Annotated in this window: 24 protein-coding genes; 12 read left to right on the top strand and 12 right to left on the bottom strand. The window is 45.5% G+C overall.

The annotated features are described in order from the left end of the window. Positions 1-14: 14 nt before the first annotated feature. The 11 genes from BLW60_RS02495 to murC all read right to left on the bottom strand — a co-directional run bounded on the left by BLW60_RS02495 (position 15) and on the right by murC (position 9,512). A complete protein-coding gene (locus BLW60_RS02495) occupies positions 15-593 on the bottom strand; it encodes a rod shape-determining protein MreD (RefSeq protein ID WP_074714307.1) in 579 nt (192 codons plus the stop codon). Continuing rightward, positions 583-1,506 (bottom strand): rod shape-determining protein MreC, encoded by a 924-nt coding sequence (gene mreC, locus BLW60_RS02490; RefSeq protein ID WP_074714306.1) that lies wholly within the window; start codon positions 1,504-1,506, stop codon positions 583-585. Before mreC ends, BLW60_RS02495 begins: the two co-directional genes overlap by 11 nt. A gap of 11 nt (positions 1,507-1,517) precedes the next feature. Next, complete coding sequence (locus BLW60_RS02485; protein WP_028518405.1) at positions 1,518-2,534, bottom strand: rod shape-determining protein; 1,017 nt, start codon at positions 2,532-2,534, stop codon at positions 1,518-1,520. 184 nt (positions 2,535-2,718) lie between these two features. Continuing rightward, a complete protein-coding gene (locus BLW60_RS02480; RefSeq protein ID WP_081348081.1) occupies positions 2,719-2,976 on the bottom strand; it encodes a DUF4321 domain-containing protein in 258 nt (85 codons plus the stop codon). A 37-nt stretch (positions 2,977-3,013) separates the two neighbouring features. Next, positions 3,014-3,451 (bottom strand): dUTP diphosphatase, encoded by a 438-nt coding sequence (dut, locus tag BLW60_RS02475; RefSeq protein WP_074714304.1) that lies wholly within the window; start codon positions 3,449-3,451, stop codon positions 3,014-3,016. Positions 3,452-3,453: 2 nt separating this feature from the next. After that, complete coding sequence (locus tag BLW60_RS02470) at positions 3,454-5,484, bottom strand: U32 family peptidase (protein WP_074714303.1); 2,031 nt, start codon at positions 5,482-5,484, stop codon at positions 3,454-3,456. Further along, positions 5,484-5,846 carry a cell division protein ZapA gene (locus BLW60_RS02465; protein ID WP_028518409.1) on the bottom strand — a complete coding sequence of 121 codons (363 nt, stop codon included), beginning with the start codon at positions 5,844-5,846 and terminating at the stop codon, positions 5,484-5,486. Before BLW60_RS02465 ends, BLW60_RS02470 begins: the two co-directional genes overlap by 1 nt. A 198-nt stretch (positions 5,847-6,044) precedes the next feature. After that, entirely contained in the window at positions 6,045-6,746 is a 702-nt protein-coding gene (locus BLW60_RS02460; RefSeq protein WP_074714302.1) for a hypothetical protein, read from the bottom strand. A gap of 5 nt (positions 6,747-6,751) precedes the next feature. Continuing rightward, a complete protein-coding gene (locus tag BLW60_RS02455) occupies positions 6,752-7,228 on the bottom strand; it encodes a pyridoxamine 5'-phosphate oxidase family protein (protein ID WP_074714301.1) in 477 nt (158 codons plus the stop codon). A 284-nt stretch (positions 7,229-7,512) separates the two neighbouring features. Further along, the gene (lexA, locus tag BLW60_RS02450; RefSeq protein ID WP_074714300.1) at positions 7,513-8,094 is read right to left on the bottom strand and encodes a transcriptional repressor LexA; all 582 of its coding nucleotides are present in this window, start codon (positions 8,092-8,094) and stop codon (positions 7,513-7,515) included. Between the two features lie 2 nt (positions 8,095-8,096). After that, positions 8,097-9,512, bottom strand: coding sequence for a UDP-N-acetylmuramate--L-alanine ligase (murC, locus tag BLW60_RS02445; RefSeq protein ID WP_074714299.1), 1,416 nt, complete (start codon positions 9,510-9,512; stop codon positions 8,097-8,099). 369 nt (positions 9,513-9,881) lie between these two features. On the opposite strand from murC, the gene spoVG reads away from it, so the two are divergent. After that, complete coding sequence (spoVG, locus tag BLW60_RS02440; protein WP_074714298.1) at positions 9,882-10,190, top strand: septation regulator SpoVG; 309 nt, start codon at positions 9,882-9,884, stop codon at positions 10,188-10,190. 41 nt (positions 10,191-10,231) lie between these two features. On the opposite strand, the gene BLW60_RS02435 is transcribed toward spoVG, so the two are convergent. Beyond that, on the bottom strand, positions 10,232-10,768 hold the full coding sequence (locus BLW60_RS02435; protein WP_074714297.1) for an NUDIX domain-containing protein: 537 nt from the start codon (positions 10,766-10,768) through the stop codon (positions 10,232-10,234). A 221-nt stretch (positions 10,769-10,989) separates the two neighbouring features. On the opposite strand from BLW60_RS02435, the gene BLW60_RS02430 reads away from it, so the two are divergent. From BLW60_RS02430 to BLW60_RS02380, 11 genes are all read left to right on the top strand, one after another. Continuing rightward, positions 10,990-12,120, top strand: a complete 1,131-nt coding sequence (locus BLW60_RS02430; RefSeq protein ID WP_074714296.1) for a cysteine desulfurase family protein — start codon at positions 10,990-10,992, stop codon at positions 12,118-12,120. A gap of 29 nt (positions 12,121-12,149) precedes the next feature. Then, on the top strand, positions 12,150-13,328 hold the full coding sequence (thiI, locus tag BLW60_RS02425) for a tRNA uracil 4-sulfurtransferase ThiI (RefSeq protein ID WP_074714295.1): 1,179 nt from the start codon (positions 12,150-12,152) through the stop codon (positions 13,326-13,328). A 62-nt stretch (positions 13,329-13,390) separates the two neighbouring features. Beyond that, positions 13,391-13,936, top strand: coding sequence for a CinA family protein (locus BLW60_RS02420; protein WP_242872814.1), 546 nt, complete (start codon positions 13,391-13,393; stop codon positions 13,934-13,936). Next, positions 13,936-15,702: a class B sortase gene (locus BLW60_RS02415; RefSeq protein ID WP_074714293.1), complete on the top strand. Its 1,767-nt coding sequence runs from the start codon at positions 13,936-13,938 to the stop codon at positions 15,700-15,702. Before BLW60_RS02420 ends, BLW60_RS02415 begins: the two co-directional genes overlap by 1 nt. 6 nt (positions 15,703-15,708) lie before the next feature. Then, the gene (locus tag BLW60_RS02410) at positions 15,709-16,689 is read left to right on the top strand and encodes a class B sortase (RefSeq protein ID WP_074714292.1); all 981 of its coding nucleotides are present in this window, start codon (positions 15,709-15,711) and stop codon (positions 16,687-16,689) included. Between the two features lie 29 nt (positions 16,690-16,718). Further along, positions 16,719-18,014, top strand: coding sequence for a SpoIID/LytB domain-containing protein (locus tag BLW60_RS17370; protein ID WP_074714291.1), 1,296 nt, complete (start codon positions 16,719-16,721; stop codon positions 18,012-18,014). Positions 18,015-18,434: 420 nt separating this feature from the next. Beyond that, the gene (locus BLW60_RS02400; RefSeq protein ID WP_074714290.1) at positions 18,435-18,866 is read left to right on the top strand and encodes a division/cell wall cluster transcriptional repressor MraZ; all 432 of its coding nucleotides are present in this window, start codon (positions 18,435-18,437) and stop codon (positions 18,864-18,866) included. 58 nt (positions 18,867-18,924) lie between these two features. Beyond that, entirely contained in the window at positions 18,925-19,866 is a 942-nt protein-coding gene (gene rsmH, locus BLW60_RS02395) for a 16S rRNA (cytosine(1402)-N(4))-methyltransferase RsmH (protein WP_074714289.1), read from the top strand. Continuing rightward, positions 19,859-20,362, top strand: coding sequence for a cell division protein FtsL (locus BLW60_RS02390; protein ID WP_074714288.1), 504 nt, complete (start codon positions 19,859-19,861; stop codon positions 20,360-20,362). The genes rsmH and BLW60_RS02390 overlap by 8 nt, the downstream gene beginning before the upstream one ends. Positions 20,363-20,681: 319 nt before the next feature. Continuing rightward, the gene (locus tag BLW60_RS02385; RefSeq protein WP_242872813.1) at positions 20,682-23,093 is read left to right on the top strand and encodes a penicillin-binding transpeptidase domain-containing protein; all 2,412 of its coding nucleotides are present in this window, start codon (positions 20,682-20,684) and stop codon (positions 23,091-23,093) included. A gap of 34 nt (positions 23,094-23,127) precedes the next feature. Further along, entirely contained in the window at positions 23,128-24,567 is a 1,440-nt protein-coding gene (locus BLW60_RS02380) for a UDP-N-acetylmuramoyl-L-alanyl-D-glutamate--2,6-diaminopimelate ligase (RefSeq protein WP_074714286.1), read from the top strand. Positions 24,568-24,572: the final 5 nt, after the last annotated feature.

Genomic DNA, 24,572 nt, shown 5'->3' with positions numbered 1-24,572 from the left:
CGGTCCGAAGCATTTCATCTTTTGTTTTCGTTTTGTATATTTGTATTTATAGCTTCTTCGATAGTAAGGTGCTCCTTTGGCATGAGCAGCTTGTTGACAAGCTTTACAAGGAGATACATGAAGAAAGCTGATATTACAGTGTATGCCCAGACTCTAAGGGAAACTCTCACGAATATGCGTCCTACATTTTCGTAATCCCATATTTGGTAGTAGAATTTATAATCCAGCCAGCACTGTATGTATGATACTACAGCAGTTATCATCAGATAATTGATGAAGCGGTTTTTCAGGTAAAGCTCAAAGACAAGATTGGTCAGTATGCAGAAGAATGCAAGTATAACGGCATTATATCCGAAAAGCTTGCCGCAGCATATATCAATGAGGAAACCGCAGAATGCTCCCGTTGCCGCTGAACCGTAGATATTGTTGTTGATAGAGATAGCTATGGCAAGGGGCACAAGGAGTATGGGCTTATAGAGCGTTCCCGAGGTCATTATGATAAAGCTCAGGAAGATAAGCAGGTAATACAGCAGCCAGCGCAGCGTTGTTTTTATGCGCAGGATATGCTGCTGACGGGTAGTTTTAATCCTCATGGGCTTTTCCCTCGTCCTTATCAGCCTTATCCTCTGACTTTTTGTTATCGTCTTCGTCCTCGTCCTCATGGAATTTACCGCTGAAATCGGTTATAACGATGACTGAGGTAAGTCTTGTAACGTCCACACATGGCTGTATATCTGCACATACGGAAAGTCCGTTAGAGTCGAGACCGATATCAAGGATAGTACCGATAGGGTAATCCTTGGGGAAAAGTCCGCTTGTACCTGTAGTAATCATAAGGTCGCCGCGTTTGAGCTTATTCTTTTTCGGAACGTGGATAAGCTTTGTCTGACCGTTCTCAGATGAGAGTATATTGCCCTCGATTATGCCCTGATCGGCATTTGAAGAAGAAGCAACAGCTGCTACGGAAAGGTCGGGAGAAAGGATAGTTCTAACAGTGGAAACGTGCTTTGACACCTCAACTGTTATTCCCACAAGTCCCTCTGCGGTAACAACAGGGCAGTTCACAAGGATACCGTCCTCAGAGCCCTTGTCGATAGTAAAGGACTTGAAAGGATCATTGGTAACATATCCCAGAACGCCGCAGGGCTGAGAAAGCTGATAATCCTCATTCTTTTCCTTTATGGTAACGAATTTGCGGAGCTCTTCGACCTCTGCCTTTATAGCGTCATACTCGGTAAGCTGAGCGTTGAGCTCGCCTATCTGTTTCTTGAGGCGTTCGTTCTCCTCATAGTACTTGTCGGCGTTTGAGAGCTTATCGACAGTATTCTCCATTTTCATGCTTATCCTGTTGGAGGCTGCACGGAAAGGCTTTGTGATCGTATTTATAAAGGAAGCTCCCGAAATGGAATAGCCGCCTCTTGTGACGGCATAGATCATTATACCAATAAGGAAAGCGAGAAAAGCAAGCAGGACCTTACATCTGGTGCTTTTAAAGAATTCACGCATGAAGCTCCTCCTTAATAGTACTTGACGTTTTCGGTGAGAGCGTCCTGATAATCGCTGATATTTTCCAGTATCTTGCCTGTACCCTCTGCAACGCAGTCAAGAGGATACTCTGCGATATAAACGGGCATACCTGTTTCGCGGTTTATGAGCTTGTCCAGACCGCGGAGAAGTGCTCCGCCGCCTGCGAGAGTAATGCCGTGGTCGATTATATCTGCCGAAAGCTCGGGAGGAGTTTCTTCAAGAGTGGACTTTATAGCGTCGATGACTCTTGAAAGAGGCTCAACGAGAGCGTCACGTATCTCGGCAGAAGTAACTGTTATATTCTCAGGGAGACCGTTGAGAAGATTTCTTCCCTTTATCTCCTGAGCTTCTTCCTTCTCACTTGGGAAAGCAGAGCCGATATCCAGCTTGATGTTCTCGGCAGTTCTTTCGCCTATAAGGAGATTATACTTTTTCTTGATATAGTTGATGATAGCTGCATCGAACTCATCGCCTGCACATCTTACAGAGCGTGAAGCAACGATGCCGCCCATTGATATTACAGCGACTTCGCTCGTACCGCCGCCGATATCAACTATCATGCTGCCTGCGGGAGCGTTTGTGGGGAGACCTGCACCGATAGCGGCAGCCATAGGCTCCTCGATAATGAGTACGTTGTTAGCGCCTGCCTTTTTGCAGGACTCACGTACAGCACGTCTTTCAACGGCAGTAACGCCCGAAGGTATACATATGATAACGTTAGCTTTGGTAAAAAGAGTACCCTTTAGGGCTTTTCTTATAAATTCCTGAAGCATTGTGGTAGCTATATCGAAATCGGCGATAACGCCGTCCTTCAGAGGTCTGACAGCAACGATAGAACCGGGAGTACGACCGATGACGTCCTTTGCCTCCTTACCGACATAGCGGCATTTATCCGTTCTTGTATTTACGGCAACTACTGAAGGCTCTCTTATTATTATACCTTTTCCCCTCATATATACGAGGGTATTAGCAGTTCCGAGGTCAATGCCAATATCTTTTGTAAACATTTTGCAGCTCCTTAAAATGCATTAATTCTTGTTATACACATATTATATTATATCACCAATGGGACATATGTACAAGAATTTTCGGCGAGAAAAAGCATTTCCCGACAAATTTAGTGTATTACGGTGACATAACTGTCCGCTGGTGATGAAAAACTGTCGAAAAGGACAACAGCAGATATATTTTTCAGCCTGAGATCACCTTCGGAGCGGTCTTTATGTACGCATATATCGCTGCGATGATACAGATGACCTGTGCAACGCTGATATTTACAGAAAAACCGAAGGTAAGTGAGATAAGATCAGTTGCAAATGTACTCGGAGCGAGTGTGATGCCTCTTGACCAGCCAAGCCATGCAAATGAGCCCGAAGCCGCACTTGCGATTATTCCGCCGAGTATACAGCCGCATATAAGAAGAAGCAGAAAATATAGAGTTTTTTTCATAATAATATCTCCAATCTTTTGTAAAACTTAGTATATATCAGATGCCTGACGAGCCGAAGCCGCCGCTTCCGCGCTCAGTCTCCGAGAGTTCGTCACTGACTTCTATCTCGGGCATTAAGATACGTGTTGGGATCACCTGTGCGATACGCATACCGTGTTCGACCGTGAACGGAGCTTTTCCGTGGTTTATGAGCGGAACGAACCATGCTCCGCGGTAATCGCTGTCAACAACACCGACGCAGTTAGCGAGGGAGACTCCGAATTTTGATGAAAGTCCCGAGCGTGGGTAGATGAGCAGTGCTATATCATCACAGTCAGGCTGTGCAGTGATACCTATGGGTATCATTTTTATCTCTCCTGCTTCGAGAGTAACAGGCTCATCGAGGCAGGCGCAAAGATCAAGACCTGCGCTCCCTGCTGTGGCACGGGAGGGGATAACAGCCTTTGGATCGAGTTTTTTGAAGGTGAGTTTCATATTCAGATACCTCTGTAGTATAGTCCGCGGGTGATGTTTCCCTGCGGCTTTCGCCCTGTGAGAACAGAGCGTATCATATCATCGTCCTCATCTGAGAGATAAGCGACTCCGAATGATATATTGTTCAGCTCGTCTGTTCTGTCGAGCATGGAGAGTCTGTCGGCGTTGAGTATCTCCACATAGTCCTTTGAGCAGGCTACAGTGAGCTCGCGTCCTGTGCGGTCTATGAGCTTCTTTGTGCATTTTCCGCAGCCCACTTCATTCTTTATTGGGCAGTTTCGTGTGAGCATAAGTGGAAGTCTGCCGTATACTGCCGCACCGATCGGCAGAGATGTACACACATTGGCTATCTGCGGCAAGGTAGCTTCTACGGAGAAAATGCAGTCCTCAAGTCCGAGACCGTGAAGGTATTCCGCACTGAATGAGTTGAAAACATTCAGTGTGAAGCTTCCGTGGAGCTTGTATCCCGACTTTCTGCCCATAGCGATATGATCGGGAGTATGGCAGTAAAGCCTGTTCAAGCCCTTGCTTTTCAGCTCTGTGAGTCTGTTTGCGAGTTTTTCCTCATTGACAATGAAGCGCGGAGGAGAAACTATTATCTTTCCTGTATCCACGGCACCGAGAAGTTCATCATTTATCAGCTCTTCGGGGATAATTACATATTCCGAAAGAGGGGCTGCAATGACAGCCTGTTTTACTGTTCGGCAGAAAGCCCTTACAGGAAGCTTTTCTGACATACAGACTGCGGAGCGTTCAGGCTTCTGCGGTAAGTAGTCTGTTATGGTATAAGCAGGTGTATTTGCAGATATAATGCGCTCTGTGAGCTTTTCAGCCACTTCGCGGCGCAGCTCGTTGAGCTTGCCTGCGGGGACTATAAGTCCATCATCTATATCGGCAGTAAGTCTGCCGAAGCTGAATACCGTATCACCAAGCTTTGAAAGCTGCTTTGTGAGCATATCCATATCGGTAGGGCGTTTTATAGCCTGCTGAGGGATATCACCCTCGGCACTCACCGAGATATCGCCGCAGTTCGCGGTGATGCACACAGGTGTGTTATTCTTTATGACTGCATGGAAATCAGCAGTAAAAGCCTTGCGCTCAAAGCGATAAAGCTCGTGTATCTTTGGGATAAGCTCGTGAGCGGAAATAACATCGTCCTTCTCGCGTACTCCGAACATATCCGTTCTCTGCGCGGTATAGTAGCCGTCAGTAAAGCCGCTTCGTGAGAAAACTCCGCGCAGAAGCTTCATATCGGGGGCTTCACCGTCAAGAGAAGCTTTGAGTTCGTGTACTGCCGAAGCTACATATTCGGGGCGTTTCATGCGTCCCTCTATCTTGAATGAGTCAACGCCCATTTCGGCAAGCTCCTGTGCATATGGCAGGAGAGATAGGTCTTTCAGCGACAATACGGCTTTGCTCTTATTTCCCACAGCCGAGAACGGCAGTCTGCAAGCCTGTCCGCAGCAGCCGCGGTTAGCGGAACGCGAACCTATCATGGCGGACATATAGCACTGTCCCGAGACTGACATACACAGCGCACCGTGTACGAATATCTCGGTCTCTATACCCACATTGCAGATGCGTGAAATAGCAGCTTTGTCAAGCTCTCGCGCAGGGACTGCTCTTGTATAGCCCAGCTCACGGAGCAGGGAAGCTCCCTCGGCAGTATGCACCGACATTTGTGTAGAGCCGTGAAGTACGGCATCGGGAACACAGCGGCGTATAAGCTCCGCACAGCCCCAGTCCTGAACGATGAACGCGTCAACTCCGCTTTTTGCAGCGGCTTTGATGTATTCGCAGAACTCTTCGGCTTCTTCATCGGAAATGATAGTATTCACCGCAAGATCCAGCTTTGCACCGTACTTATGGCAGAGCCTTGCGGCTTCGGCTATTTCCTCCGCAGAGAAATTTGCAGCACTGCTTCTGGCGGAAAAACGCTTGCCGCCTATGTATACAGCGTCTGCACCCGATCTGAGAGCAGCCTGTAAAGTCTCCATGCTGCCTGCGGGGGCGAGTATTTCGGCTTTATTCATTAAATGCTGTCACTGAGCTGCTTGAGCTTTACCATATTCTCAAGCTGAACTATCTTTGATTTGAGTACTTCGATCTCCTTCTGTGCAGCGTCACGCTCGATACGTGTTCTGCCTGCCTCGTCAACATATTCCTTAGTCTGGTCGCGGATACTGTCAAGACGCTGATTAGCCTTGTTGAGGTCGTCAAGGAGAGCCATAGCGACCATTATTGAAGCAGCATAGGGTGAAGAACCGCTTGCTGCGGTGATCTCGTTGATCTTTGTTTCAAGTGCTCTTGCAAGAGCAAATACGTAATTAGGTGCTTCTGCGGTCTTTATCTTGTATTCCTTTCCGCAGATGATTACCTTAACTTCATTAAGCATAGTATCGTCCTTTCTGTGGCGTATTTTAAACCAACTTACATTATACACTATTTTTCGCAGAAATGGAAGAGGTTTTTGAAAAATTTTTATTTTAGTGACAAGTTGTCAGTGCGTATTGATAGTGTGAACGTTATTACAGAGCGGGATATTTCTCCATCAATATCGAGCTGTTAAGGGGGGGCAATAATAACTCTCAGCTTATATAAGGGCGAGAATGACACCTATCATAAATACAGCTGATATTATGATATGCGGGATACTTTCCGAAACAGCTTTGCGTATAGGCAGCTGTTTCTTGAAATATCTGTATCCTATTCCGAAAAGAGCAGGGATAAGGATAGCAACAGGGGAAAGCGGTCCCGGTAGTCCCGAGTCCATTGTAATAACAAAAAGCAGAACAGCAATGACTGTAAGGACTATTACTTCGACTGTTTTGGGCGAATAGGCTGAATTCTTTGTTTTTTTCTGATTTTGCGAGCTTGCAAGAGTCAGCATCTCGGAGATCTTTTTCTCGGCTTCTTCTGAACTCAGCCTGCCCTCGGTCAGCTCTGCGGAAAGTGCGGCAACATCAGATTGTAACCTCTCATCTTTTGTTTTTGCACTTTCTTTCTTTTCCTTTGTGCCTGTGAATATGCCTGTGCTCTTTTCCGCGGCTTCCGAGGGTTCTGGAGCTGTCTCGGGCAATTCAAAAGAAGCTGGAGCTTCTTCGGCAGATGAACTGCCGCGCTTTTTCTTTTTGCCTGTACTCTGAGCCCTTGCCTGGGCAAACATTTCCTCGACTTTTGCCGCAGCTTCCTCGGAGCTCATTTTCTGTCCCGAAGAGTTTTCGTCGTCGGACGCAGCTGACTTAAAGGCTGACAGTATGTCGTTAAGATCGTTATTCTGTTGCTTATCCTGCATTGTTATCAACTCTTTTCACTGAACTTTGAATATCCGTTTTCGTATTTTTTGTCACTGTCAAATGAGTCTATCTCTGTCTTTGAAAGATCACCTTTTCCGTCAAAGCGGTAAGATCTGCCGCTTTCGGCTATAATTTCCAGAACGCAGTAGTCCTCATCATCTATGCCCTTGGGATAGTACTTTTCATCGCCCTCATTCCAGAGAAGTTCTCTGTATTCTCTTTCGGAGCGTATCTCAGCTTTTCCGTACAGGCATACGCCCTCGAAGGTCGTATCATCTGAGAAGTACAGGCAGACGTTATTGTTTTTCATCAGGCTCTTTACATGGCTCGAACTTGTATTCGTGGAGATAAGATGTCTGCCCAAGCCCTTGTGCCATACACAGAAAACCTTGCGTATATTCTGTCGGTTTTGTTCGTCGGTGTATCCAATTTCGGCAAATAAAGAACGGTCAATAAGTGCCATTATTTCGTTTAGTGTCATGTTTTTTTACCTCGGAGTTGGTTTAGTTGAGAGTCTGAGATAAATCAGAATTTAGCTTTGCTAAATTTTGATTCAGTTTAGAGTTGAGAGTGTAGAGTTGAGAGTTAATGTGTTCGCTGCGCTCACGTTATTTAAATAGTATCGCCGCAGGCGATACCACAACTCTCAATTCTCAACTCTCAACTTTGCGCTTATGCGCAAAATTCCGATTTATCGTAGTAACGTCTGTCTGAGGGACGTCGAGGACGCCGTCCCCTACAAGCTGACGGCTAACGGCTAAGGGCTCAATAATAACGCTTTAAGCCGATGACTTTGCCGAGAACTTCCACTTCGTCCACGATGATAGGCTCCATAGTATCGTTTTCGGGCTGCAAACGGTAGTGTCCGCGTTCCTTGTAGAAGGTCTTGACAGTAGCCTCCTCACGGCCGATAAAGGCTACTACGATATCGCCGTTTTCAGCGTAATTCACGCGCTGAACGATAACTATATCACCGTCGAGGATACCTGCGTTTATCATGCTCTCGCCGCGTATTTTCAGTGCAAAAAGGTCCTGCGGATCAACTCCCGGAGCTTCAAAGCCGATATATCCCGTGATATCTTCAACAGCTGTGATAGGCTTGCCTGCTGTGACAGTGCCCATAACGGGAACAGAAGTAGTACCACTGTTTGGCAGGCGCAGGGTGCGGTTCAGGTTGCCTGTTTTCTCGATGAGCCCATTGCGGACGAGAGTCTCGATATAACGGTGGGCAGTTGATGTGGACTTGAAGCCCATAGCGTCCATTATCTCTCTTACAGAAGGTGACATACCGTCGCTTAGACGGGATTTGATGTAGTTGAAAACAGCGATTTCCTTATCCTTGAGCATAATCATTCCTCCGAAAGCTTTTTCAGTATCATCTTAGCGATCTTGTAAGCGTCACCGCAGCCGAGAGTTATGACAAGGTCGCCCTCCTCAGCGTGATCGCATACATAGTCGCATATCTGTTCAAAGTTAGCATATTTTCTTTCGTCTGTCCATTCAGCTGTCTCGTCCTGCGGGAACCATATGCAGTTCGGTATCTTTTCTGCAAGGTGACGGGTGAAGATACCGTAGGTGTTTTTTTCGCGGCTTCCCATTATGTCGGTAAGGACTGCGTGGTCGGGTATCTGTAAGACTCTTGCAAAGTCGTCAAGCAGTAGCTTTGTACGTGAGAATGTGAAAGGCTGGAACACAGCCCATACGTGGTTGAAGTTCATCTCCATAGCTGCATTGAGAGTAGCTTCAAGCTCTGTTGGGTGGTGAGCGTAGTCATCGACTACAGTTATGCCCTTTTCAAAGCCGAGCTTCTCGAAACGGCGTTTAGCACCGCGGAAGTCCTCAAGTCCTTTCTGTATGAACTTGAAATCAGTGCCAACATAACGGGCAGCGGCAACTGCTGCAAGTGAGTTGAGGACATTGTGTATTCCTGCAACGTGAAGAGTAACAGTGCCAAGCTTTTCGCCCTTGTACATAGCGTCGTAAGTGGTGAGGAGACCGTTTTCGTGCTTTACATTCTCGGGATAGTAATCGCAGGAGCTGTCCTTGCCGAAGGTGATTATCTCTTTGCCTGTAATGCCTTCAAGTGACTTCATTGAGTTTGCGTCAGAGCCGTTTACGATGATACACTTTGAAGTGTTCTCGTTGAATTTATGGAAAGACTTGATGATATTTTCAAGTGTGCCGAAGTAATCAAGGTGATCGGCGTCGATGTTGAGTATTACGGATATATCGGGGAAGAATTTAAGGAAGTGATCCTCGAATTCGCAGGACTCGCATACCATGATATCGCTTTTGCCTGCAATGCCGCTTCCGCCGATGCAGGGGAGCTTTCCGCCAATATATGCCGAGAGGTCGATGCCTGCTGTGTAAAGTATCTGTGTTATCATTGAGGTGGTCGAGGTCTTGCCGTGAGTACCCGAAACGCAGATAGCGTTGCTGTACCAGCTGGTTACGATACCGAGAAGGTCTGCACGTTCAAGCACAGGGACTCCGCTTGCTCTTGCGGCTACGAGCTCGGGGTTGTCAGCCATGATAGCGGCAGTGTGTACGATAAGGTCAGCACCCTCAATATTTTCTGCTCTCTGACCTATGAAAACGGGAATACCCATTTTTCTTACAGCATCAAGGGTCTCGGTCTCATTATTGTCAGAGCCTGTAAGGTAGTAGCCCTGAGAGTGGAGTATCTGTGCAAGAGGGTACATACCCGAACCGCCTATGCCTATGAAATGAATGTGCTTTTTACCGTTTAAAATATTGGTATCCAAAATGATCACCTTTCTTATATATTATAATAGTATATGCCCGAATAGTATCGGGAGATATAAACAGTCCATTATTTATGATGAACTGATATTTTCTTGTGCTGAAAAACGGAAAATGTTAACAGTATTTGTGATCTCATGATGTTTACAGAGAGGTCAAAACAACGCTGTCACGCGCTTTTCACAAAGTTTTCATCGCTTTGACTTGAAATAATTAGATTTTTTCCTTATAAAAACAAAATTTAGCTTGCATTTTTACAAAATATACGCTATAATAGTTTATAGGTTTACTAACTGCTGCGTAATGTGGGAGATATAAAGAAAATCAGCAGTCAGACCAAGGAGTTCATAGACGTTTAAGGAGGAAAATCTATGGAAATTACAGATGTAAAGGTTAGAAAGATCATGTCTGAGGGCAGACTCAGAGCGGTAGTTTCGGTTACTATCGACGATATGCTCGCAGTGCATGATATCAAGGTGGTACAGGGAGATGAAAGACTCTTCGTGGCAATGCCCAGCAGAAAGGACGAAAACGGAGTATTCCGTGATATCGTTCATCCGATATCAGCTTCCGCAAGAAAGCTTTTTGAGGAAAACGTTATCGAAGCTTACGAAAGACAGCTTGCTATCCTTGAAGCTGAGGAAGCAAACGAAAATGTTGAAGAAGCTGAAGAGGCTTGATCTATGGCACTGTTTAAAGACCTACCGTGAGGTGGGTCTTTTTATATTCCCAGTATACGTGCGGCTTTGAGTATGGTTACCTGTGTTTTGCCGTCACGGATAGTACCGTCCATGACCTGCTTTACGGCTTCCGAAAGAGGTATGCGCTCAACATCGAGAAATTCATCGGGATCAAGGTTCTGGCTGCTGAAAGTCAGTCCCTTTGCAAGGTACATATATGTTACCTCACTGTTGTAAGCAGGAGTAGGCAGCATTTCACCGAGGTAGACGTATTCCGAGCAGGTGTAGCCTGTTTCCTCGAGAAGCTCGCGTCTGCCGCATACGGCGTGATCTTCGCCTTTTTCGAGCTTGCCCGCAGGTACTTCTCTTGTTACTGTCTGAAAAGGATAGCGGAACTGCTTAACAAGGAATATCTCGTTGTTTTCTGTTATTGGTATCACGCATACGCCGCCGTGGTGGTGGAGCACGTCTCTGACAGCAGTCTTGCCGTTTTCAAGCTCTGCGGTGTCGTGAGTGATAGTGAAGATAGGTCCTTCGTATTTAACATCACTGGATATAGTTTTCTCCTGTAAGTGCATAATAATTCCTCCAAGCATATTTTAAGACTTATCAAGTTATAAGCAGATAGATACATTTATTATATCATAAGAGTACTTAAAAAGCAACAGAAAAACGAATATATTTTCGATTTTGCGCTAAAAAGTGGAAAGCGGCAGATCGCTCCGCGCGAGTGTTGCTATTTTTTGAATTATATGTTATAATATAGAGTGCAACTATAAACGAATGAAGGGAACATGAAATGGAAGTTTACCTTGACAATGCAGCTACCACCAAGCCCTGCGCAGAAGCTATAGAGGCTGCTGTGGGAGCTATGACCGATAACTACGGCAATCCGTCGTCGCTGCACCGTGTGGGACTCAATGCGCAGCTCCTCATGGACGGTGCAAGAAAGGCGATCGCCGACTCAATAGGCGTTGAAAGCGGCTGTATAATTTTTACTTCGGGAGCTACCGAGAGCAACAATCTCGCACTCCGCGGAGCTTCGGCTGCTTACGGAAGAAAGCGTAAAAAGATAGTTATATCAGCAGTTGAACACGCTTCCGTGGAGGAGACTGCTGCCGACCTTGAGAAAAAGGGTTTTGATGTGGTGCGTGTTTCGCCTCGTGAGGACGGAAGATACTATGCCGCTGATTTCGTAAATGCCTGCGATGACGATACCTGCCTCATCAGCATGATGTACGTCAATAACGAAACAGGCTATATTATGCCCGTCAAGGAGACTTTCTCCGCAGTAAAGCGGAAATTTCCCGATATCATAACTCATACGGACTGCGTTCAGGCTTACATGAAACTACCTGTTAAAGCAAACGCACTCAGTGCCGATCTCATATCCCTCAGCGGACACAAGATACACGGTGCAAAGGGTGTTGGAGCGATCTACATAAAAAAGGGAGTCCGTGTGCTTCCCGTAGTTACGGGCGGCAAGCAGGAAAAGGGCATACGCTCGGGAACTGAAAGTGTTCCGCTCATTGCGGCATTCGGTGCGGCTGTGAAGAAGCTTGCTCCAACCATATCGGAGCGTTACGAAAAAGTCAGCGGACTTAAAGCCTATCTGCTTGACAAGCTCAGCGGTATAGAAGGTGTTACGGTGAACTCTCCCGAGGACGGTTCGCCATATGTGGTGAATATATCGGCGGTGGGCAAGCGCTCGGAGATAATGCTCCACTTTCTTGAAAGCAGGGAGATATATGTTTCAAGCGGCTCGGCTTGCTCAAAGGGTCAGCAGAGCGGAGTTCTCGGACAGTTCGGCATAAGGGACAAACGTGCGGACAGTGCGCTGCGTATCAGCATGACTGCCGAGACTACCGAGGCGGAGCTTGACAGCTTCTGCGAGGGACTCAGTGAGGGCATGGAAAAGATAAGAGGTTAATATATATTTAAATAGTATAGGAGAAAAATATGAAAGAGTTAATACTTGTAAAATACGGTGAAATGGCACTGAAAGGTCTCAATAAAAAGACCTTTGAGGATATGCTCATAAAGAACATAAAGCGCAGACTGAAGCCACTCGGTCACTTCCAGATGACCAGTGCTCAGTCTACCACATACATAACTCCTCTCGATGATGACATCGACCTCGGTGAAGTTGCCGACAGAGTGGGCAAGATATTCGGTATCGCTACATACTGCCGTGCCTGCGTGTGTGAGAAGGACTTCGATGACATCTGCAATAAGAGCTATGAGTATCTTGAGGACGTACTGAGCTGCGCAAAGACATTCAAGGTCAACGCAAAGCGTTCGGACAAGGCTTTCCCGATGAAGTCACCTGAGATATGCATGGAGCTGGGCGGCAAGCTTCTTGATAAGTTCCCACACCTCACTGTTGATGTTAAAAATCCCGAAGTTACGGTAACTGTGGAGATACGCGACGAGAATGCTTTCGTTCACGCCGAGAACATCAAGGGAGCAGGCGGACTCCCCGTAGGAAGCAGCGGAAAGGCTATGCTTCTTCTTTCGGGCGGTATCGACAGCCCCGTTGCAGGCTATATGATGGCAAAGCGCGGTATCCATATCGCGGCTATACACTATGTAAGCCCTCCCTATACTTCCGACCGAGCACAGCTTAAAGTTGAGCAGCTCTGCCAGAAGCTCACAGACTACTGCGGCGGTATCGCATTCTACTGTGTACCGTTCACAGAGCTTCAGGAGGCTATCAAGGATCACTGTCCCGAGGAGTTCTTTACTATTATAATGAGGAGACTCATGATGGAGATAGCTCAGCGCATCGCGGCAAAGGACAACTGCCTTGCACTTATCACAGGTGAGAGTGTGGGACAGGTTGCAAGTCAGACAATGGCGGCTATGGTTTGCACCGACGCGGTATGCCGCATACCTGTTTTCCGTCCCTGTGTCGGAATGGACAAGACAGAGATAATCGAGATAGCCCGCAAGATAGATACATTTGATACATCAGTACAGCCTTATGAGGACTGCTGTACAGTATTTACCCCTCGTCACCCTAAGGTAAGACCTCAGCTTTCGGATATCGAAAAAGCTCAGAACAGCTTTGATTTTGAGCCGCTCATACAGAAGGCTGTTGAAAATACAGAGATGAAGACCTTCAATTTTGGAGATTGATTTTTTAAGTTTTTCACAAAGTAATCACTTTATTTTTGTGAAATGTTGACTAAAGAGAGCGTGTGAATTTAGTGGTAAGCAGTAAATTTTCTGAATGTAATACCGAAAAACTTGACAAAACAGTTGAAAGTGTTGTAAAATTATTAGAACGGAAGGGTCTGAAGATAGCTACAGCGGAGAGCTGTACGGGCGGACTCCTTTCGGAGCTTATAACATCAGTATCGGGCGCGTCGGCAGTTTTTGAACTGGGGATCTGTACTTATTCGGAGAGAATAAAGACAGAATTTCTTAACGTTCCTGCTGAGGTGATCAAAGATTTCGGAGTCGTAAGTGAACAGACTGCACTTTACATGGTCAGAGGACTAAAGAAAAGTTCGGGTGCAGATGTGTGTGTTTCCGTAACGGGGATCGCAGGTCCATCGGGCGGAACTGCTGAAACACCTGTGGGAACGGTATATGTTGGCTTCGATATCTGCGGCAGACAATTTGTACGGCTGCCCGAGCTTTGGAAGCTCAGTGACATGAGCAGAGAGCATATAAGAAAGTGTACAGCGGCTTTTGCCTTTGACACTATTGAAAAAGTACTGATGGAGGCGGAAACAGACTGATGAGCGATAGATTAAACGACGAAAGCTCAGAAGCTCAGCGCAGAGCTGAGAAGATAAAAGCTATCAGAAGGTCGATACACGGCGAAGCAGAAGTTGCGCCTACGACTTATGACAATAATAAAACATCGGAAAGCGAACGCTCGGAAACTATATCTGATCGTATAATGCGCGCCAAGGAAAAGCACAGCTCAACAGCTGAGGATATCCTTGATGAGCTGGATCAGGCTATAGCTTTTGAAAAGGCTGAAGCTGAGAGAGCAGCTGCCGAAACGGCTGCTGCGGCTGAAAAGTCCGCAGTTGACGCTTCTCCCGATATCTCGGACATCATCAATGAGCTTGAAACACCCGTACAAGAGGAATTGAGCGAGATTGCTGATGAAATTACCGAGGATTTTTCAGAGGTGGATACCGGTATCGCAGCGGAGGTTGAGGACTTCACTGAAACTGTGACTGAAAGTTCGGAAGAAGATACAACGATGGAAGAAACAGCTGCGGCTGTCGAAGAAACGGCTGAGACTTTCACAGAGGCTGAGGCTGATGATACCGAGGATACAATGGTGTTCACTCCTGTTGGTCATAATAATACTGTTGAGGATCAGCTTGCTCCTCTAAAACGGGCTGAGGAGGAGGCTGCACAGCAGCTGAAAAAGACAAGCGAGAGCATTGACGAGCAAAGCTTTCAGAAGAGTACAGTGCCTGACGAGACAGTCAAGCCTGCAAAAAAGAAGAAAAAGAAGAAGAAAAAGACTTTCAAGCAGTGGCTTCGCGGACTGTTCCCCGAAAAAGGCGACAGTGTGCTGGAGTGCGTAAGAAAGATCGTTTTTCTCGGCTCAATAATCGCAATATGTGTCTGCGGATATCTTGTTGGCGATTATTATTACGATCTCTGGTCAAGTAAACACAAGACTTCAGAATTAATGGATATATACGATATCTATAAGGATCGTGAGCCGGATATTGAAGAAGTAACTACTCCCGAGGGAGATAAAAGAAAAAAATATGGCAGTATGCTCGACGGAGCTAAAAAGCTCTGGGACATCAACCATGATATAGTAGGTGTTATCAGTATCCCTGATACACCGCTCAACAACCCTGTTTTACAGGCAGACGATAATTCAAAATATCTGGACAAGAAATATGATCTCACTGATAATATTGCTGGTGAGATATTCATGGACTACAGAAATCACTTCGATGATGTAGGCGAGGACGGATATTTAAGGTATGAAAATTCGCAGAATCTGATCCTTTACGGACATGATATGTACGACGATCAGATGTTTGGCTTTTTAAAATATTATCTCAGGAACGAGGCGTATTACGGAGCACATCCTGTAATTGATCTCAGTTCCAATTATGAGAGATACAAGTATAAGATATTTGCATTTTTTATGCTTGATAACAGTGACGATACAGATACGAGGTTTGACTGCTGGAATACTCTTGACTTTGCTGACGAAAAGGAATTTTACGATTTCGTAAATGAAGCAAAGAGAAGGACGATACGCACAAACGACGTAGATGTTGAGTACGGAGATCAGCTCCTTACACTTTCTACCTGCAGCACCTTCTTCCCCGATGAAAGAGGACGTCTTATAATTCTTGCAAGGCGTGTAAGAGAGGGAGAAGATCCTAAAAAGGGAACTGAACACAGCGAGGCAAATCCTAACATAAAGTGGCCTACATTATATTATTCGATCCATCCGGACGAACATTATGATCCAGATGCCAAATTCGTTCCCTATGGTCCAAAGGGAGGAAAGTGATAAGCAATGAACAAGAACGCTAAAACAATAACAGCCTGCGTAAGCTGCGCTGCGGCTGTTGGACTTGGTGCGTTTGCATTATATTTGAACAAGGACAAAAAATCTGTTCCGACAGTTGACAGTGTTCCCGAGACTGTGACAGAAGCAGCAACGGAGGCGAATGCCGAAAAGCTATCAGCCGATTGGGCAGACAATTATGATTACGTGCCGTCACTTAACGGTGTGTGCGAGAGGACCAAGTCACTGATGCGTCTCAACAAGGACATTATGGGCTGGGTAAAGATCGATGGAACTCAGGTCGATTACCCGTTCTTGAGAGACCCCGGTGAGGTAGCTGCAAACGATCCGTATTACGGACCTGATGAGTGGGTGCCTAATTCCTATTATCTTGAAAAGGATATATTCAGACAGTATTACGACCGCGGAACATTCTATGCGGATTACCGCAACAACTTCGGCGGCGATGAAAGTCAGCAGTCTGATAATCTTGTGATCTACGGACATAACTGGTATGACGGAACTATGATGGGATCGTTGAGAAAATATCGTCCCGATCCCGAATTCTATGAGCAGCACCCCTTTATAGAGGTGAGCTCGAACTATAAGGAATACGAATACGTCGTCTTTGCATATCTCATAACAAGCGGAAGCTATAACGCTACCGATTTCCATTACTGGGATATGGAAGATTTTGATACAGAAGAAGACTTTAAGTTCTACATCGACAACTGCCGTGGCGGACAGCTTCTGGATACAGGTGTCGATGTAAAGTACGGCGACAAGCTGCTGACTCTTTCTACCTGCTACGCTGACTATGATAACTCACGTTTCATAGTTGTGGCAAGAAGACTGAGAGACGGCGAAGTCGCAGGAGACATGACAACTATACAGCACACTGAGGAGTATTTGAAGAAAAAGAAAGAAGAAGCAGAAAAGGCTTCCAAGGAAGAAGCCGAAAAAGCAGCAAATGAAGAAAAGTCTCAGTGAACTGACTTTATAATTTAAAGGAGATTGTTATGAAAATGCAGAAAATGCTTAAACGAGCAGCAGCTGCAGCCTCGGGAGTAATAGTATTCGCGGGGACAACAAGTATGACTACCGCTGAAAGTGCCGAAACTGAAGTGAAAACTTCGGTGACTGCCGAAGAGGTAAGTGATGCAGCAGATGCTGTTACGGAAGCAGCTTCTGAATTAGCTGCGGAGATCGCAGAACCAAAACAGAAGATGCCTGAGGATTGGGAAAAAGCTGATATCAGCGATTATGACTCAAGCCTCACGCTTATAAGCTATGAGCTTGCAACACCTGAAATGGCTAAAGTAGGCGAAGCTGTCGATCCTTATGCAGGCCTTTCCGAGGAAGAGCGCAAGGCTCGTGAGGAAGAAGTGGAAAAGAAGAAGAGTGCTCTGAAAAAGGGAACTCCTACCTTGTCCAAGAACTCTGCAAAGAGCAGGAGCAAAACTCCGACTGCTGTCGAGATAAAAACTTCGGGAGCATTTGTGGGTGATATCCCTGATTCTCAGCCAGGACCTACAATAGACGCTCAGCCGGGACAGTTCGCATTCGTTACATACGGTTGGGGACACGGCGTTGGCATGAGCCAGAACGGTGCTAATTTCTATGCCGCTTATGCGGGCTGGACTTATCAGGATATCCTGTTCCACTATTATCCCGGAACATACCTGATGAATACAGGAATGACAGATGACGAAGAGCTTACTATCGCTCACGAACCCGCAGGTGATACCCTGAAGGTCGTATCCGAGATAGTTAACCGCGAGGTCGGCGGAAGCTTCTCTTACGAAGCTATCAAGGCTCAGGCAGTTGCTGTATATACTTATTTAAAGTATAACGGTGACGATTCAAGAGACCTAAGAGGTAAGCCGAATCCGCCGCAGGTAGTTATTGACGCTTGTCAGGAAGTACTTGGCGAAGCTCTTTATTATGATGATAATTATGCTCTTACAGTATTCTCTGCTTCAAGCGGAGGCTGTTCGGCAAACTGCTATGAAGTATTCTATGCAGACTACCCGTACCTGAGAAGCGTACCGAGCGAGTATGATGCTGCGTTTGATCCGCACTGGGGTACAGTAAAATATATGGACGCCGCAGAGGTGAAGAAGAAGCTGGAAACAGCTTACCACATCACACTTTCCGACGATCCCGACAACTGGATACAGCCTGTATACTCTGAAGAGACAGGTTATGTAACAGATGTAAATATCGACGGACAGACTACTGCAAAGGGCTATCCGTTCTCAATGATGATGGGACTTAAATCATCAAAATTCAATCTTACATATACACATGATTGATAAAAGGCGTAAAACAGCCTGATTAAGAACAAAAGTAATAAGTCTTTGGATATACTAAGTGTTACGGCATTTTATATTCGGAGACTTATTATTTCTTTTTGGGTGATAAAAGGTGAAGCCGAGTGGTGAAAAAATCCTTAAAATTACCCGAAAAGGTGAAAAAAGGTGAAAACAAAACAAAATATTTAACGAATATAAAAACGTTTGTTTCGTTTTAAAGCAACCGTAAGTTAAACTTTAAACAAAATCGACAAAAAATAGCCGATTTTAGGGTTTATACTTGTGAGATATTCCATCTTGAATTTCTACCCAATTAATGATAAAATATGTTTAGGGTGAAAAAAGGTGATTGGATGTGAAATTTTCCAAATTAGGGTGATCTGATCCTAAGAGGTTGTACGAAAGCGAGGCGAAGTTCAAATGGCAGATCTGTTATGTGGTACCTATTACCCAAGTATAGATCAGAAGGGCCGTATGAGCTTCCCGACAAAGCTGCGTGAGATCCTCGGACCTGAGTTTTTTCTCTGTCAGGGACATGATGACTCTTATATCGCCGTATATTCACCTGAGGCATTTCAGGACTATTGTGAGACTCTTAACTCGATCCCGGGCAAGCAGGGTGCTGACATAAGACGTAAGCTCCTTGCAGGTGCTGATAAACAGGTCCCCGATAAACAGGGACGTATCTTTATCACACAGCAGCTCAGAGATCATGCAGGCATCACCGATGAAGTCGTTGTTATCGGTGCAAACAGAAGAGCCGAGATTTGGAACAAGTCCAAGTGGGAAGAATTCAACAATAATATCTCTCAGGAAGAGATCAACAACGTTCTTGCTGATCTTGTCCTCTGATACGAACGTTTTTGTATTCGTTTTCCGAACTTTGTCGGATTAAGGAGAGTTTTGTTTAATGGAATTCAGCCACATACCTGTTATGCTTGAGGAATGTATCGAAGGACTTGACATTCGTCCCGACGGTATCTATGTAGACGGTACCGCAGGCGGTGCTGGTCACTCCTCTGCAATCGCTGCCCGACTGAATGAAAAGGGCAGACTTATCGCTCTTGACAGAGATCCCGACGCAGTTGCTGTTGCAACGGAAAGGCTGTCGGTGTTTCGCAATGCCAGAGTGTTCCACAGGAACTACTCGGAGATAAGGGCGGTCCTCGATGAACTTGATATAGACTATGCCGACGGTATCCTTATGGATCTTGGCGTTTCGTCATTTCAGCTGGACGAGGGAAGCAGAGGCTTCTCTTATCACTCTGATGCTCCGCTCGATATGCGAATGAGCAAGGAGGGTATGAGTGCAGCAGATGTTGTCAATACCTATTCCGAGTCAGAGCTTGCAAGGATAATATTCGAGTACGGAGAAGAAAAATTCTCGCGAAAAATAGCTGCGAATATAATCAGAGCAAGAGAAAATGCTCCTATAGAGACTACATTACAGCTTGCAGATATAATAAGAGAAAGTGTTCCTCAGAAGGCAAGGCGTGATAAAAACCCTTGTAAAAAAACCTTTCAGGCAATAAGGATCGCTGTCAACGGAGAATTCGAGCACCTCGAAAAAGGGCTTGAGGACGCATTCCACAGCCTGAGACCGGGCGGACGGCTCGCAGTTATAACCTTCCATTCCCTTGAAGACAGAATAGTAAAAAAGAAATTTGCGGAATGGTGCAGAGGTTGCATTTGTCCACCTGACTTCCCACAATGTGTATGCGGACACAAGCCGCAGGGAAAACTTGTGAACAGAAAGCCATTAGAGGCTAAAGAAAAGGAACTCGAAAGAAACAACAGAAGCAGAAGCGCAAAGCTCAGAATAATAGAAAGGAGTGCGGAAAGCAATGGCTGAAAACACTGTACGCTATTATAACGACGAAAGCTACGACGATGCCGACTCGGACGAGACAACCGATATGGACGACGCAGTAAAGATGGATACTGAGCAGAAGCCTGAGATACAGATCAGAAAGAACGAAGCTCAAAGCGGTTCGGTCCTTATGATAATATTCGTATCGCTGCTGGCTGCCGCACTGCTTGGCTCGGTTATCTATTCGCTTGACAAGCGGAACACCATGTACAACAAGGTATCCGCTATGAACGAGAAGCTCGATGAAGCCGAAGCCGAAAATGTAAGACTCCAGTCTGAACTTGATAGTAAGATGTCCGCTAAGAATATAGAAGAATATGCGGAAAATGTTCTGAAGATGCAGAAGATAGATTCTACTCAGATAAAGTACATCAAGATACAGACAGGTGATGTCGTGACTATTCCGGAGCAGGAAAAAGGTGTGATAGCGAAAATAAAATCCTTTTTCGATAAATGCGTGGAATATTTCAGAGGGTAAGTCCAATATAAATATAACACAAGGACTGCCTGTATAATTAATGAGCACTATCGGCGATAAAAATATAAAAAGCCGAAGTTATATGTAGAACACGGAGATACAGCGGGTGATCGGAATATCGGAATTGCAGTTCCTGGGCTCTTAGAGAGAAAGAGAGCCCGGGGGCGGCAGTCCCACGCTTGAATAGCGATAAATCCTTCGTCGTATCAAAACAAAAGGACATCCCAAAAAAGAAATAAAGATGTTCACGGGCGGGGCACACAAAAACCCTGCCTTATTTATTTATAGTCGATTTTTCGCGGAAAGGAAGAATTCTGCTGTGATAAATACAAATCCGTCGAACTCTATGCGTTTCAGGTCGAAAATAGTTATGACAGCTGCTTTCAGTCTGCTTTTCGGAGCTGTTGCAGCTAACTTCTTCAAAATATCCGTTCTTAACAACAAGAAGTATCAGGATATGGCAAATGACCAGCATTTCGGTTCGATAAGCATCTCTGCACACAGAGGTACTATATATGATTCAAAGGGCATAACTCTCGCAAAGAGTGCGACTGTATACAAGATCTTCATTGATCCTGCTGCCTTTAAAGAGGACCTTGAAAGTCTTCAGAAGCGCATAAACAAGAGAAATGAAGATAAAGCAAACGGTACATATACTCCTGAGTATGATGAGAACGGTCAGGAGATAAATGTTCTTCCCGAGTCTGCTGAGGAGTTCAAGAACAAGGCAGCCGCTTTTATTGCGCTGAAACTGAATGTAACAGCTGAGAAAGTCAAAACAGCTATGGACGCAGAAGGCAGATACTCTGAGCTCAAGGTCCAGACGGAAAAGGCTGTTGCTGACGAGATACTGGATTATTTCTATGATATGGGCTTTGTTTCCGTAGGAAGTGTCGAGGATACAAAGCGTTACTATCCTCAGAATGACCTTGCTGCCTCTGTAATAGGCTTTACCAGAGGAAACATAGCATACGGTGTAGAGTCATATTACAATAAGTACCTGTCAGGCGTTGACGGAAGAACTGTTTCTGCCAAAGACTCTAACGGTAAGGAGCTTCCCTACAGATACTCCAAGACCTTTGAGCCTAAGGACGGCGATGATGTATACCTTACTATCGACAGAGAAATACAGTATATCCTTGAAAAGCATCTCAAAGAGATGACTGAGGAGCATGATGTAAAGAACAGATCATGTGCTATAATGATGAACCCGAAAACGGGTGCTATACTGGGTATGGCTACATATCCAAGCTTTGATCTTAACGATCCTACCGAGCTTTCAAGCGATATGCTGCTCAAAAGAGTATTATATGATAAAGAGATAGAAAATCCTACAGAAAAGGATATTGAAGAATGTACTCCCGAAGCCCGTGAGCGTCAGTGGAACAACAAGTGTATCAGTGAGCGTTACGAGCCGGGTTCGGTATTCAAAATAATAACAGCTGCCTCTGTAGTTGAAGAAAAAGCTATAGATTTCGATACATGGTCTCATGTTTGCAACGGCGTAGAGTATTTTCAGGACGGCGACCGTAAGCTTCCGATCGCCTGTCATAGTGTAGACACAGGCGGACACGGACCCGTGTCGTTCCAGGAGGCACTTACAAAGTCCTGCAACCCTGCTTTCATGGCTTTGGGTCAGGCTCTCGGCATGGAGAAGTTCCAGTATTACTTCGATGCTTTCGGTTTCAGAGAACCAACAGGCATCGATCTTCCATATGAAGCAAGCGGTGATCTTCCGACTCTTGAAAAAATGATAAATATCGACCTTGCCGAAGCTTCATTCGGACAGTGTGAAACAGTTACACCTTTAGAGCTTATCACCGCTTGCAGTGCAGTCGTAAACGGTGGATATCTGCTTCAGCCCTATGTTGTTGACAAGGTAGTAGATCAGGACGGAAACATCGTTCTGAATAACGAAAGAACTGTAAGAAGACAGGTAATATCGGAAGAGTCCTCGAAAACAATGGCAGATGCACTGAGAAATGTCGTTATAGGCAATATAGAAGGCAACGTTGATATAATGGGCTTTTCAATTGGCGGTAAATCGGGTACTTCACAGCGTTTCAGTGCCATAAAACAGAATGTTGCTCAGGAATACGGCAAGGAAGACGAAAATCTTAATGAATACGGTGCTTCGTATTTATGCTTTACTCCTTCCGATGATCCCGAACTGATACTCCTTGTATTGGCTGATATGCCTGATAAGGCTAACAATCAGTATTACGGAAGCAAATGTGCAGTTCCATGCGCACAGGATATCCTCACAGACGTACTCAGATACCTTGACAAGAGCCCTGAGTATGATGAGACTGAGCTTAAAAACCTTAATGTAAAGGTACCGCTCCTCAAGGGCGCATCTATAGATGATGCAATAAAGACTATACAGGGACTTGGCGGCGGCACCGTAAAATATGAAAAGATAGGCAACGGTATCGAAGTAGTTGAGCAGTCTCCTATAACAGGAACATCTATATCAAAGGACGGCTGTATCTACCTTTATACCGAAAAGGGAAATACCTATGAGCCTGTAACCGTGCCTGATCTTTCGTATTATAGCCCTGAGCTTGCCAACGAGGTGCTTAGCGCACTCGGTCTTAACTATGTTGCGAAGAACTCTCTTGCAACGCAGGAGGGAGCAACGGTCAAGAGTCAGAGCATAGATCCGTATTCAGTTGTAGCTAAAGGTACTACTATAGAACTTGAATTCCAGGCACAGTCGTTCAACGACTGATGATGCCCAAAGAAAAAGACAGGAGGCAGACGAAATGAAATTATGCGATCTTATTGAAAATAACGCCGTGACAGCTATAGGCGATACCGAAATAAGTTCCGTGACCGACGATACACGCAAGGTAACTGAGGGAAGCCTCTTTGTCTGCGTAAAGGGCGGAAGCTTCGACGGTCATACGGCAGCTGCGGAGATGCTGGAAAAGGGCGCGGCGGCTGTTGTGTGCGAACGTGATCTGGGACTTGGCGACAAGCAGATAATCACGGATAATTCCCGTAAGCTTTACGGTCAGATATGTTCGGCATGGTTCGGACACCCCGAGCGAAAAATGAAAATGATAGGCGTTACGGGTACTAACGGTAAGACCACTATAACTAATGTTATCAAGCATATCCTTATGAAAAACGGTCACAAGACAGGTCTTGTGGGAACTATACAGAACGAGATAGGCGATGAAGTGATCCATACCGACAACACTACACCTATGGCATACGATTTCATGCAGCTCCTTGCAAAAATGGCTGATGCAGGCTGCGAGTATGTTGTAATGGAGGTTTCTTCGTTCGGTCTTTGTCAGTACAGGATAGGCTCATCTCACTTTGAAACTGCGGTATTCACAAATCTTACTCAGGATCATCTTGACTATCACAAGGATATGGAGGACTATTATCAGGCAAAGAAAATGCTCTTCGATATCTGTGATACAGCTGTTATAAATGCAGATGATGACTACGGAAAGAGACTTTTCGGTGAAGTCAAGTGCAGAAAACTCAGCTTCAGCGTAAAGGAAAATGCAGACATCTATGCCGACGGCATTAAGATAAAGTCTACAGGTTCAAGCTTCTGGTTCTGCTGCGGCGATAAATCACACCTTATAAAAACAAGAATGCCGGGACTTTTTAATGTTTCAAATATCACAGCTGCTATAGCGGTATGTCTTGAAGCAGGTATCAGCATTGACAATATAATCCCTGCAATTGGGGAATACAACGGTGTAAAGGGACGCTGTGAGGTAATACCTACTGGGCGTGACTTCACAGTTATCTGCGATTACGCACATACTCCCGATGCTATCGAGAATATCCTCAGAAGCGTCAAGGAGTACACCGAAAACGACCTTATATGCCTGTTCGGCTGCGGCGGAAACCGCGATGCGGCAAAGCGTCCGAAAATGGCAAAAGCTGCGGCAAAATACGCCGACAAGCTCATAATAACATCGGATAATCCGCGAAATGAAGAGCCTGAGGCTATCATAAAGGATATACTTGCAGGCATCGAAGGTATGACGGTGAACTATGATGTTGTCACCGACAGACGTGAAGCTATATATCATGCCTTGAAAATTGCTGATAAAGGTGATATAATAGTACTTGCCGGCAAGGGACATGAGGATTATCAGATACTTGCAGGCATGGAGCATATCCACTTTGACGAGCGTGAAGTGGTTGCAGAAGGTCTTAAACTGCTCGATAAATAAAAAAC

Source organism: Ruminococcus flavefaciens (genome assembly GCF_900108555.1).
Lineage (GTDB): Bacteria > Bacillota > Clostridia > Oscillospirales > Ruminococcaceae > Ruminococcus > Ruminococcus flavefaciens_P.
The sequence above is the reverse complement of the archived record's forward strand: the minus strand, read 5'-3'. Positions and strand labels throughout refer to the sequence as shown.